10 protein-coding genes are annotated in these 11,944 nt (G+C 62.3%); 5 read left to right on the top strand and 5 right to left on the bottom strand.

All coding sequences use genetic code 11. The annotated features are described in order from the left end of the window. Positions 1–47: 47 nt before the first annotated feature. Genes CH274_RS22240 through CH274_RS22260 form a run of 5 tightly spaced genes read right to left on the bottom strand, consistent with a single transcriptional unit; the run spans position 48 to position 6,029 of the window. Positions 48–857, bottom strand: a complete 810-nt coding sequence (locus CH274_RS22240) for an acyl-CoA thioesterase domain-containing protein (RefSeq protein ID WP_094658953.1) — start codon at positions 855–857, stop codon at positions 48–50. Continuing rightward, positions 854–1,699, bottom strand: coding sequence for a MaoC/PaaZ C-terminal domain-containing protein (locus tag CH274_RS22245; RefSeq protein WP_045198364.1), 846 nt, complete (start codon positions 1,697–1,699; stop codon positions 854–856). The genes CH274_RS22240 and CH274_RS22245 overlap by 4 nt, the downstream gene beginning before the upstream one ends. After that, positions 1,699–2,628 (bottom strand): SDR family oxidoreductase, encoded by a 930-nt coding sequence (locus CH274_RS22250; RefSeq protein WP_094658954.1) that lies wholly within the window; start codon positions 2,626–2,628, stop codon positions 1,699–1,701. The genes CH274_RS22245 and CH274_RS22250 overlap by 1 nt, the downstream gene beginning before the upstream one ends. Further along, positions 2,625–4,805 carry an acetate--CoA ligase family protein gene (locus CH274_RS22255; protein WP_094658955.1) on the bottom strand — a complete coding sequence of 727 codons (2,181 nt, stop codon included), beginning with the start codon at positions 4,803–4,805 and terminating at the stop codon, positions 2,625–2,627. Before CH274_RS22255 ends, CH274_RS22250 begins: the two co-directional genes overlap by 4 nt. Before the next feature lie 51 nt (positions 4,806–4,856). Further along, positions 4,857–6,029 (bottom strand): acyl-CoA dehydrogenase family protein, encoded by a 1,173-nt coding sequence (locus tag CH274_RS22260; protein WP_045198358.1) that lies wholly within the window; start codon positions 6,027–6,029, stop codon positions 4,857–4,859. Positions 6,030–6,337: 308 nt separating this feature from the next. Here CH274_RS22260 and CH274_RS22265 point away from each other — a divergent pair, with 308 nt between their 5' ends. Genes CH274_RS22265 through CH274_RS22285 form a run of 5 tightly spaced genes read left to right on the top strand, consistent with a single transcriptional unit; the run spans position 6,338 to position 11,934 of the window. After that, positions 6,338–7,891, top strand: coding sequence for an ABC transporter substrate-binding protein (locus CH274_RS22265; protein WP_094658956.1), 1,554 nt, complete (start codon positions 6,338–6,340; stop codon positions 7,889–7,891). A gap of 35 nt (positions 7,892–7,926) precedes the next feature. After that, complete coding sequence (locus tag CH274_RS22270) at positions 7,927–8,871, top strand: ABC transporter permease (protein WP_235386978.1); 945 nt, start codon at positions 7,927–7,929, stop codon at positions 8,869–8,871. Further along, positions 8,868–9,806 (top strand): ABC transporter permease, encoded by a 939-nt coding sequence (locus CH274_RS22275; RefSeq protein ID WP_256993666.1) that lies wholly within the window; start codon positions 8,868–8,870, stop codon positions 9,804–9,806. Before CH274_RS22270 ends, CH274_RS22275 begins: the two co-directional genes overlap by 4 nt. Then, complete coding sequence (locus tag CH274_RS22280; RefSeq protein WP_094658958.1) at positions 9,803–10,909, top strand: ABC transporter ATP-binding protein; 1,107 nt, start codon at positions 9,803–9,805, stop codon at positions 10,907–10,909. Before CH274_RS22275 ends, CH274_RS22280 begins: the two co-directional genes overlap by 4 nt. After that, on the top strand, positions 10,906–11,934 hold the full coding sequence (locus tag CH274_RS22285) for an ABC transporter ATP-binding protein (RefSeq protein ID WP_179275823.1): 1,029 nt from the start codon (positions 10,906–10,908) through the stop codon (positions 11,932–11,934). The genes CH274_RS22280 and CH274_RS22285 overlap by 4 nt, the downstream gene beginning before the upstream one ends. The last annotated feature ends 10 nt before the right edge of the window (positions 11,935–11,944 follow it).

Raw genomic sequence — 11,944 nt, forward strand, 5'->3', positions numbered from 1 at the left:
GTCGCTCGATTCTGTCGTCGAATTCTTTTGTACTGCAGGAAATGTGCTCAATAGGGAAGGGCTGCGGACGCAGCCGTCCCGATACGGCCAACAGTGTCGTGCAGCGCGCACACCGACACCGACACACCGCCGCTTCGGACGTGGTCGAGGTTCTCGAAGCCGATCCACGGCCCAACCGGGAGACGGCTGCAATAGAGGGTCACGTCTGCGTTGATGTACGCCAATCGGTCCGCCCCCATGTTGGTGAAGGGACTGACCCAATCCGCCGCAGCAGCCAACGTCCCGAACGGGGTGTCCCGGTGGCCCTCGAGCAGCTCGCACGTCTCGCGAAACCAGGAGAAACGACGACCACCGACCGACTGTTCGACGCGTCGGACCTCTCCGAAATGCTTCGGTGCCACCCGAGGCGGTGGGCCGATCGTCTCCGGGGATGGAGCGGCGTAGTACTCGGGTACCCAGGCGACGTCAGGACCGGGCGGGCCGGACCGCAGGATCTGCACGCTCGACAGCGCGACCGGCACATCACCCGACCGCACGGTGACTTCGACAACGATCAACCGCTTGCCCTCGCGACGGATCACGGTGTCGATCGTGAACGGCGACATGGGGATCGGTCTGAACAGATCGGTGGTCATCCGCGCGGGATGCAGATCGGCCCCCATGTGCAGTCGTTCGACCTCGCGTGCCATCAATCCCGACACCAGTCGGCCGTGAACGAGATCCTCGGACCACGGACTGCGCGCATGAGCCCGGGGGACGAATGCGCCGCCGACGGATTCGAAGAAAGCCTCCCCCGCCGAAAGGGATTCGGATCCTCTCGACACGATTTCGTCGGCCTGTGCCGTTGCGTCGATCATCGGATTTCCACCGTTCCCCGGTCGATCACCGTCGTGCCGTCCTCGAGCGAGGTTCGGAAGCGGATCCCGTCGGTGGTATCCCAGATGGAGACCGTGACGTCCTGACCGGGGTACACGGGGTGGGTGAACCGGCCGGCCATCGATCGAAGTCGCGTGGGGTCCGATCCGCACAGTTCGTGCAGCAGCGCCCGTCCGGTGACACCGTAGGTACAGAGTCCGTGCAGGATCGGGCGCGCGAAACCCGCTCTGGCGGCGAACTTCGGGTCCGAGTGCAACGGGTTTCTGTCGCCCGACAGTCGATACAGAAGAGCCTGTTCCGGACGGGTGGAATACGTCACCTGCGAGGCGGGGGCGGTATCGGGCATCGGAGCCGGCGATGCCGACGACCCGCGACGACCACTGCCGCCCTCCCCGCTGATGAACACCGAGGAGCGCGATGTCGCCAGGACTGCACCAGTTTTCGCGTCGAGAGCCTGGGCGTCACTGACCACCAGGGCCCCCGACCCCTTGTCCTCGATCGCTGTCACAGTGGACGTCACGTCGACGCATCCCTCCACCGGGAGGGTCCCGAAGAGTTCGAAGGCCTGTTCTGCGTGGACAAGCTTGGCCGGATCGAAGTCACCGAGTGTTCGGCCAGACGGGGCCTGGGTGGCCAACACGGCGAAGGTCGGAAGCACCAATTGCTCGATGTCGGCGGAATTTTCGGTCGTGAATGCCAGTTCGTCCAGTGCCGAGTCCTGACCTGCCCCCACTCCTACGGCGTACAGGAGCGCGTCTTTCGACGTCCAGGCCTTACGCCTCGGTGAGCTCGGTGTGCCGATGACCCCGTGATCGAGTGCCATCAGGGCACCTGCTCGGGCACGCGCCCGTTCATCGCGGCATTTTCCGCCGCCTCCGACACGAGGCGAGGAATCACCTCACCGAGCTCACCCGGTGCCCACTTGGCACCTTTGTCCATCTCCGGACCGGACTTCCAGCCCTCCGCAACACTTATCCAACCTCCCCGCACGTTGAACACCCGCCCGGTGATGCTTCGCGACTCCTCACTCCCCAGCCAGACCACCAAGGGGGAGATGTTCTCCGGCGCCGCCGCATCGAACTCTCCTGGCTCAGGCACCGAACGTGAGAGGTTACCGTTCAGATTTTCGGTCATTCGGGTCAGCGCGGCCGGCGCGACGGCGTTGACCGTCACGCCGTACCGAGCCAACTCCATCGATGCGATGATGGACAGGCTGGCGATTCCCGCCTTGGCGGCACCGTAGTTACCCTGCCCGATATTGCCGTAGATCCCCGACGACGACGTCGTGTTGATCACCCGTGCGTCCACTACGGATCCGGACTTGTGTTGTGTCTTCCAATGATTCGAGGCGTGACGCAGGGTCAGAAAGGTGCCCCGTAGGTGCACTCTGATGACATCGTCCCATTCTGCGACGGTCATGTTCGTGATCATGCGATCGCGCAGGATCCCGGCATTGTTCACCAGCACGTGCAGGTCCCCGTAGTGCTCGATGGTGCTCTCGATCAGACGTCGTGCGCCGTCGTCGTCGGAGACATCGGACCCGTCCACCCGAGCCTGCCCGCCGGCAGCACGAATCGTTTCCACGACCTCACCTGCCGGCCCCTCGGCGCTTCCTGATCCATCGACCTCCGCACCGATGTCGTTCACCACGACCGACGCACCTTCCCTCGCGAACTCGATTGCGTGAGCTCGGCCGATTCCGCGGCCGGCACCGGTCACCACGACCACGCGGCCGTCGCAAATTCCCGTCATGACACTGCCTCCGTCTCGCTACCTGTCTCCGACCATGTGATCAGCGCATCGAGCGCCTCGCACTCGCCTCCGCGCACCATCAGTGGATTGATCTCCAACGCCTGCAGTCGATCTCCCAGTCGATAGGCGAAGTCGCCGATCTCGGCCACGCACGTCGCGAGCGCGTCGATATCAACCGGTTCGGAACCTCGGGTTCCTCGCAGAAGAGCGATTCCGCGCAGGCTTTCTATCGCATCTCGAACGTCTGCCACGCCCACCGGTAGCACCCGAATCGCCGCGTCCGCCAACACCTCGACCCACACACCGCCCAGACCGACGGCCAGGGTCAGGCCCCACACCGGATCGCGGACCACGCCGACGAGCATCTCCAGGCCGACGAGCATCTCCAGGCCGTTCGACGGCCGCTGCGGCTGTATCAGCGCGGCAGTCCCGGTGGCACCTGCATCGGCGAGCGTGGCGAGTACCGAGTTGTAGGCCTCTGCCACATCGTCCGCCGATCGTAGATCGAGGCGAACGCCGCCGATGTCGCTCTTGTGGCCGAGTCCGTCGGCAACCGCCTTGAGGACCACCGGATACCCGTACGCAGCTGCGCGCTCCTGAGCCTCCTCCACGGACCCGACAAGACTCGATGGAACCACCGGTATTCCGTTGCGAGAGAGCAATTCCGAGGACCGATACTCGGTCCAGATCCCAGTCGGCTCGGTGTCGAAGTCTACCGGCACCACAACAGGATCGAGCTCTTCCGGCGTCGCAGACGCGACGGCGCGAAGCGCAGACCACCGAACTGCGTTGCCCAGCGCGGTCAAGCCGTGTTCGATCCCGCCGACTACATGCGGGAATTCGGTTGTGTCGGCGACCGAGCGACCGTACTCGGTCACGTCGGTCAGCACAGTGCTCAGTACCACGGTCGGCACCGCGGTCTCGCGAATGTTGCGAGCGGACTCGCCGTAGGCGGTCATCGTCAGCGATTGATCAGCCGCCGGCACCCGAGGCAGTTCCGAGAGCAGAACTGCGAAGTCCACGTTGGGATCCTGAGCCACCACGGCGAGCGAGCGCCGCATCAACGTGCGATCGATGACAACGTATCCGGTCACGTCGAGTGGGTTCTGCACCGTTGCGAAGGCGGGCACGATCTCACCGAGCCTGGTGGTGGTCTCCTCCGAGAACCCCGGCAGCACCAGCCCTTCGTCTTCCGCACGATCGGCGATGATCTCGGAGGCTCCACCGGACGGCGTCACCACTCCGATTCGTGGCCCCGGTAGTCCACCACCGAGGCTCGCCATGAGACCGGCGGTGGTGATCAGATCTTCGAGTGAACGAACTCGGATGACCCCCATCTGCTCGAAGGCCGCGTCGATAACGGCATTGTCACCCACCAACGCCCCTGTGTGAGCAAGGGCGGCACGGGCACCTAGAACGCTGCGGCCGATTTTCAACGCGACGATCGGCTTGCCGGCGCGCAAGGCGCGCAGAGCAATTCGACGGAATTCGACCGGGTCACGGACGGACTCCAAGAACAATGCAATGACCGAGGTGTTGGGATCGTCGACCAGGTAGTTCATCACGTCGGTGACCGACATCAGGGATTCGTTGCCCATGGCCGTCAGGAAACTGACCCCGACGTTCCGCGACTGGGCAAACTGCAGAACCGAACTCGCCAGCGCACCACTCTGCAGTACGAAGCCGACCGTTCCTTCGATCAGCGGACGACCTATCGGCAGACCGTACGGTGTGATGTTCTCGGCGGCATTGATGAAACCGTTCCCGTTCGGCCCGAGTACGGTCAAACCGCTCGATCGAGCGAAATCTATGATCTCGTCTTCCATCTGTTGCCCTACGGCACCGGTCTCGCCGAAACCCGCCGTGAGGATGACCGCGGCCCGTACACCGTGTTCCACTGCCACGCGCAGGGTCTGCAGCACCACGGTGGTGGGAACCATGACAAAGATCAGGTCCACCACCTCGGGCAGGCCTGCGATCGAGTCGAATGTTCTCTCTCCGTGCACGATCGGGCTGGTGGGGTTGACGAGATAGACGCTTCCCCCGAATCCACTGTCCTTGATGTTCTGGTAGGTGTTGAGCGACCACGGTGATTTGTCCGTGGCTCCGATCAGCGCGATGGACCGGGGTTCGAACAGTGCGCGTAGGTCCATGCCCTGAACTGTCGCTTTGGTCATGAAGAATCCTGCCTTCGTGTGACTACGAGTTGTGAGCCAGCATGTCTGTGGTCAGTGTCCGAAGCCGTCGGAATTGACATATCCCTTGATCAGATTTCGAGCGATCGTCCGACGCTGGATCTCGTCGGTCCCCTCGAAGATCCGTAGCAGGCGCAACTCGCGATACCAGCGCTCGATCGGCAGTTCCTTCGTGTAGCCCATTCCGCCGTGGATCTGCAGTACCCGGTCCACGACGTTGTTGGCCATGATGCTGCCGTGCAACTTCGCCACCGATGAGACGTGGCGCGCGTCGACACCCTGCGAGACCGCCCAGGCCGCCCGTAACGTCAGCAGCTTGGTCGACTCGATCTCCACGTGGGAATCCGCGATCTGCCACTGAATTGCTTGATATTCGGCGATGGGATGGCCCATGGAAACGCGATTCTTGGAATGTTCGATCGCCATGTCCAGCAGCCGCTCGGCCGAGCCGATCGCACGTGCCGGAATCATGTATCGCCCCTGACCGATCCAACTCATGGCCAGATCGAAACCCTTTCCGACCTCACCGAGAACATTGCTCTCGGGTACCCGAACGTCCACGAAGGACAGCGCAGCAGGACCCCATTGACCCATGGTGGGGATGGGAGTCGATGTCCACCCCATGTCGCGGTCGACGATGAAGCACGTGACGCCGCCGTTGGCCCCCTTCTCCTTGTCTGTCACCGCGAAGACCATGACGAAATCGGCTTCGTTACCGCCGGTGATGAAAATTTTCTCGCCGTTGATGACCCAGTCCGATCCGTTCTTGACCGCGCGCGTCTTGATGCTGCGAGCATCGGAGCCGGCACCGGGCTCGGTGATGGCGAAGCAGGATCGGCGTTCACCGGCGATCGTCGGAATCAGGTATCTCTGCTTCTGCTCCTCGTTGGCACCGTAGAGAATGTTGTCGGCCGAGCCACCGAAGGAGAACGGAACGAAAGTGCGGCCGGCTTCAGCAGCGATGATTGCACTCATGACGGGGCCGAGATTTGCACCGCCGTATTCCTCCGGGGTGTTGATTCCCCAGAATCCCGACTTCTTCGCTTTCTCCCGCAATGCTTTGATCTCACCGTCGGGCAACCCGGGTCGACCCTCGCGTTCGTTCCTGAGGACCTCGTTCTCCAGGGGAAAAACTTCCTTTTCGAGGAATGCACGCACCGACTTGCGCATCAATTCTTCTTCTTCGTTCAGGGCGAAATCGACCATGTCCTGACTTCCTTTCGATCGGCGGCGAGGATGCATGCGGCGCATCCAGAATACGATTCTAGAACTGGAATCTAGCAAATCGTGACCGACATGTACCGCCGTTGTCAAGACCCCCATGTCCGGTTCATACCAATTCGGCCGAACCCTTGACAGTCCCGATGTTTTAGAACATCCTTCTAGAAATCGCCTATCACACAGGCACCGACCACCGGTGAAGTCTCGACGGCCAACCCTCCCAGTCGATCTGGGAACGCCGCCTCTTCACCGCCCGACCGGGACGTGGTCCGTTGCATCGAATTGGAGGGTCAATGTCGGCCAGGCCGCTGTTCACCGTCGCAGTCTCGATTCTCACCGTCTGCCTGTTCGGTACCGGTTGCGCGGGAATCGACCAACGCACGTTCGACCCGAACGCGTTGGATCGCGAGGCCGAAGTCGTCTACGGACAGATCGTGGTGCCCAGCAGCCTGGACCCGCATCGCGGAGTCACCGAAAACGACCTACCACTGCTCGCGGTCATCTACGATCGAATCACCGACGTCGACACTGACGGCAACCCGATTCCGATGCTCGCCGAGAGCTGGTCGCTAGACGAGCCCGGCAAGACCTTTACGCTCGTAATGCGCTCGGATGCAACATTTTCCGACGGAACGCCTGTCGACGCACCGGCTGTGAAGGCCAACTTCGATCGGATCCTGACCGACCCGCAATCGACGATCAAGGGACAGATCGCCACGACGATCGGTTCGGTGGACGTCCTGGATTCACGCACCGTTCGCCTCAATCTGGTCGGACCGGGTGGAGCGCTCCCCACGCTGCTCGCTTCTCGTCCGGGAATGCTCGTGTCGCCGGCCGCACTGGCCAACCCGGACCTCGATCAAAACCCCGTCGGTGCCGGAGCATTCACGATGACCCGCTCCATCCCGGGAACCGCGTACTACTTCGAACGCCGCCAGGATTATTGGGATGACGACGCGTACCGATTCAGCAATCTGACCTTTCTGATCCAGCTGGATACCGCTACTCGTATGAACTCGCTGCAGGCAGGCGAGTCCACGATGACCGGTGTCGTGGGCCCGCAGAAGGAAGAGGCCGCGGCCGGCGGACTTCAAGTGTTCACCGCCTCCGGCGCAAGCACCAGCATGGCTCGAATCTCCCTGAACTCCGAACGCAGTGAATTCGCCAAGAAAGAAGTGCGTCAGGCGATGAATCTCGCGATCGATCGTGAGGCGATATCGAGGGTGCTGTATTCGGGCGATTGCATCCCCGGGGCTCAGCCGTATCCGGAAGGATACTTTGCGCACAGTGACGAATTGGACGATTCCGGTTGGTCCTCCTACGACCCCGATCGCGCCCGGGAGCTGCTCAGCGAGGCCGGACTGCCGAACGGGTTCACTTTCACCGCAGCCGTCCCCAGCCTCTCGATCTACCAGAACAATGCGCAGGTCGTTCAACAGAATCTTGCCGACGTCGGCATCGACATGCGGATCGAAGTGATGGATGCGACGCAGGCGAGGGCCAGATTCGTCACCGGCGACGCAGATGCACTGGTCGGGCAGTACGGGGGTGGAACCGACCCCGGCCTCTACGTCCAGTCCGCATACATGCCTGGGGGTGGCGACAACCCAGGCAACCTCTCGACTCCCGAAATGGCCGAGCTGTTCGCCGAAACGGCCCGCTCCACCGACGTCGAGCAACGCTCGGCAGCGTATGCGGAGCTGCTCGCCGAGGCATTCGACATGGGGCCCGCCCAGATCGTTCTCTGCCACTCCGTCACGTCGGTCGCGACGCAGGGAAATCTCGCCAACTACGAGTTCTACAAGACCGGTGGAACCGGCCTTCGCACCCTCGACATCAGCAAGTAGCTGTCCGCCGCGCACGAAGAGAAGGTGATCGAATCGTGTTGATCTTCATGGTCAAACGAATTCTTGCAGCCATTCCTGTCCTGTTCATCGTCACGATACTGAGCTTTTCGATGATTCATCTGATTCCCGGTGATGCGGCGGTGGTCGCGGCCGGGGATGCAGCCACCGCCGAGCAGATCGCAGCCACCAGGAGCCAACTCGGCCTCGACGAGAACATCGTGGTGCAGTACTTCGGCTGGATGGGTAACCTGCTGACCGGCGACCTGGGCACCTCGTTGCTGAGCAGCCACCGCAACATCGATGCGATTCTCGAGGCACTTCCGGTCACGTTGTCGCTGGCATTCGTCGCACTGACCTGGTCACTCGTCGTCGGTGTCCTCGCAGGTGTGTTCGCCGGGCTACGCAGAGGTACCTGGATCGACCGGACACTGACCGGCCTGACGACCCTCGGCATCTCGATGCCGAGCTTCTGGCTCGGCCTGTTGTTCGTGACCTTCTTCTCGCTGCAACTGAGACTGTTCCCCGCCACCGGATACTCCCCGCTCAGCGACGGATTCTTCGCCTGGTTCGCACATCTCGCGCTGCCCGCCTTCGCGCTGGGAACGGTCACCGCCGCCGAGATTGCCCGCCAGGCTCGCGCCGGCGTGATCGACGTCCTCGAGCGGGACTACATCCGGACGGCAACGGCCAAGGGACTCCCGCGGTGGAAGGTTGTCGTCAAACACACCGCCAAGAACGCAGCGATACCGGTCGTCACCGTCTTCGGGCTGCAGGCCGCCGCACTCGTCGGCGGTGCGGTGATCATCGAGCAGGTCTTCGGAATGCCGGGATTGGGTTCGGTGGCGCTCAAGGCGATTCTGGAACGAGACTTCCCCGTCATCCAAGCGTTCGTCGTGGTCATCACGTTGTTCGTGCTGCTGATCAATCTGGCCGTGGACATCTCTTACGCGTACTTCAACCCGAAAGTCAGGCAGGCATGACCATCAGTCGTTCGATACCGCGCGTTGCACCGAGTGTCCGCAGAGCTGTGGGCGCACCGATCGGCGCAGTGCATTCCAATCCCGCACCGCCGTCTCCCGGACGGGTGTTCGTCCGTCGAATCCTCAAGTCCCGCACCAACGTGGCCTGCCTGATCTTTCTCGGACTGCTTGCTGTGGTGGCCGTGGCTGCACCGTGGATCGCACCCTACGATCCTGCTTACCAGAAGTTGGCCTCGGCGTTTCTTCCACTGTTCTCGGATAACCACCTGCTCGGAACCGATCAGCTCGGACGAGACACGCTCAGTCGACTCATCTACGCGACCCAGATATCACTGGTTGCACCACTGATCGCGGTCGGATTCGCTGCTGTCACCGGCTTGCCGCTCGGCCTGCTGGCCGGGTACCTCGGGGGCAAATTCGACTGGATCGCCGGACGGGTGGCCGACGCCCTCATCGCACTGCCTGCTCTGGTTCTCGCGCTCGCGATCATCGCGATCTTCGGACCCGGGTTGACCAACGCCATGCTCGCGGTGGGGGCGGCCACCGCTCCTCGATTGTTTCGCGTCGTCCGTGGTGCTGCGATGAACGTTCGGGAAGAGACCTACATCGAGGCGAGCAAGGTGGTCGGGTGTTCAACGTCGCGAACGGTTCTGGTCCACGTACTGCCCAACGTCAGGTCTCCCCTCTTGGTGCAGCTGACCCTGATGTTGTCCTTGGCACTGCTCGCCGAGGCAGGCCTGAGCTTCCTCGGCCTCGGTGTACAACCACCGACCGCCAGCTGGGGCTCGATGCTGCGCGGCGCATTCGACAACAGATTCCAGAGTCCGTGGATGGTGGTACCACCCGGGCTTGCCATCATGCTCACGATCTTGTCGCTGAACATGCTCGGTGACGGCATTCGCGATGCCGTCGGGCAGGAACGGAGAAAAGCATGACCGCGCTCGACATCAAGGACGAACGGCTCGAGACCGACAGTCTGCTCTCGATACAGGATCTTCAGGTCGAGTTTCGCACCGAGAAGGGCTGGACACCCGTTGTTCTCGGAGGACAGCTCGATCTCGGGCGGGGCGGTACAAGGGCTCTGGTCGGTGAATCGGGTTCGGGCAAAACCGTGACCGCTCTGTCGATTCTGCGCTTGTTGCCGGCGCACAACAGTCGAACTACGCACGGTCGCATCGATTTCTGCGGTGCGGACCTACTACAGAAATCCGAGCGACAGATGCGCGCGATCCGCGGCCGCGAGATCGCGATGATCTTTCAAGAACCGATGACGAGTCTGAATCCGGTCTTCACCGTCGGCGAGCAAATCGCGGAGACCGTGCGGATCCACTTCGGAAAGTCGCGAAAGCAGGCGTGGAACCGTGCCGTAGAAGTGCTGGACCTCGTCGGAATACCCGCTGCAGCCAGACGGGCGAAGGACTACCCACACAGCTTCAGCGGGGGAATGCGGCAGCGAGCGATGATCGCGATGTCGATCGCGTGCGATCCGAAACTTCTCATCGCAGACGAACCCACCACTGCCCTCGACGTCACTGTCCAGGCCGGCATTCTCCAGCTGCTACGCAGACTCCAGGAAGACATGGGCACCGCCGTCCTGCTCGTGACGCACGACCTGGGCGTGGTGGCCGACTTCTGCGATGAGGTCACTGTGATGTATGCGGGTGAACCCGTCGAACTCGCCCACGCCGAGGAACTTTTCACTCGACCACTGCATCCCTACACTGCCGCCCTCCTCGAGTCACTGCCCCAACGTATCGAACCCGGGAACGACCTCATTGCGATTCCTGGAATGGTGCCCAGGCCCGACAACATGCCACCCGGATGCCGGTTCAGTCCACGATGCACCTATTCGGTACCCGGACTGTGCGATTCGGATCATCCGCCGCTCGTTGCGATGGGCGACGAGCGAAGCACCCGGTGCATCCGTGTCGCCGACGGCACCGTGACGACACTGGTACCCGAGATTCCCACCCCACAGGCCGACACGTCAGCGGAGAGAACGACCATGGTCGACTCCGAAAGGAAGGGTCAACTGTGACCACCATCGAAAAGCCCGTGTTGTTGGACGTCGTGGGGCTGTCGAAGTCGTTCGTACGCTCGCGTGACCTTCTCGGTCGTCCACGCGAGACAGTTCAGGCAGTTCGAGACATCAGTCTTGCTGTGAGACAGGGCGAAACGTTGGGGATCGTCGGCGAGTCGGGGTCCGGCAAATCCACTCTGGGCAGGTCCATCCTGCGGCTGGAGAAGCCCGAGAGCGGCAAGATCGTCTACGGCGGCGACGACCTCCTGACACTCGGACGTAGAGCCATGCGCAGGAAACGCCGAGACCTCCAGATGATCTTTCAGGATCCGTTCGCCTCCCTCGATCCCAGCAAGACCGTAGGAACCTCGATTGCCGAGCCGCTTCGGATATACGATCACGCCGATCGGTCCACGTGCGAGGCGAAGGTTGCCGACCTGTTGGCGAAGGTCGGCCTGCGCAACGATTTCGCCGCTCGCTACCCCGCCGAAATGTCCGGTGGGCAACGCCAGAGGGTGGCGATCGCCCGAGCCCTGGCCCTGGATCCCAAGATGATCATTGCGGACGAGGCGGTCTCGGCCCTCGACGTGTCGACGCAGTCCGAGGTGATCAACCTTCTGGTGCACCTGACCGACGAATTCGATCTGACGTGCATCTTCATCTCCCACAATCTCAGCGTTGTTCGGCACATCAGCGATCGAATTGCAGTGATGTACCTCGGCAGAATCGTTGAACTAGGAACCGCAGCAAAGGTGTACGAGCAACCTTCGCATCCTTACACCAAGGCTCTTCTGTCGGCCATCCCGGTTCCCGACCCGGCAATCCAACGTGCGCGCCCAAGAACGATCCTCGAGGGCGACTCTCCCGACCCAGCCCATCCACCCACCGGTTGCGCCTTCGTCTCGAGATGTCCGTACGCGGTGGACCTGTGCCGACAGGTGGAACCGCTGCTCGAGAAGCACGCCGACGGCTCGATGTCCGCGTGCCACCTCGTCGATTCCATGGAACCGCAACCCACTCCGGGGGCTACGAATGGCTACTGATCGGTCGAGC

The organism is Rhodococcus sp. 06-418-5, assembly GCF_002258285.1.
Taxonomy (GTDB): domain Bacteria; phylum Actinomycetota; class Actinomycetes; order Mycobacteriales; family Mycobacteriaceae; genus Rhodococcoides.

Coding starts and splice junctions, on each gene's coding strand:
- CH274_RS22280 (WP_094658958.1), top strand. CDS start 9,803: ATGACCGCGCTCGACATCAAGGACGAACGGCTCGAGACCGACAGTCTG.
- CH274_RS22255 (WP_094658955.1), bottom strand. CDS start 4,805: ATGACCAAAGCGACAGTTCAGGGCATGGACCTACGCGCACTGTTCGAA.
- CH274_RS22250 (WP_094658954.1), bottom strand. CDS start 2,628: ATGACGGGAATTTGCGACGGCCGCGTGGTCGTGGTGACCGGTGCCGGC.
- CH274_RS22240 (WP_094658953.1), bottom strand. CDS start 857: ATGATCGACGCAACGGCACAGGCCGACGAAATCGTGTCGAGAGGATCC.
- CH274_RS22275 (WP_256993666.1), top strand. CDS start 8,868: ATGACCATCAGTCGTTCGATACCGCGCGTTGCACCGAGTGTCCGCAGA.
- CH274_RS22265 (WP_094658956.1), top strand. CDS start 6,338: ATGTCGGCCAGGCCGCTGTTCACCGTCGCAGTCTCGATTCTCACCGTC.
- CH274_RS22260 (WP_045198358.1), bottom strand. CDS start 6,029: ATGGTCGATTTCGCCCTGAACGAAGAAGAAGAATTGATGCGCAAGTCG.
- CH274_RS22245 (WP_045198364.1), bottom strand. CDS start 1,699: ATGGCACTCGATCACGGGGTCATCGGCACACCGAGCTCACCGAGGCGT.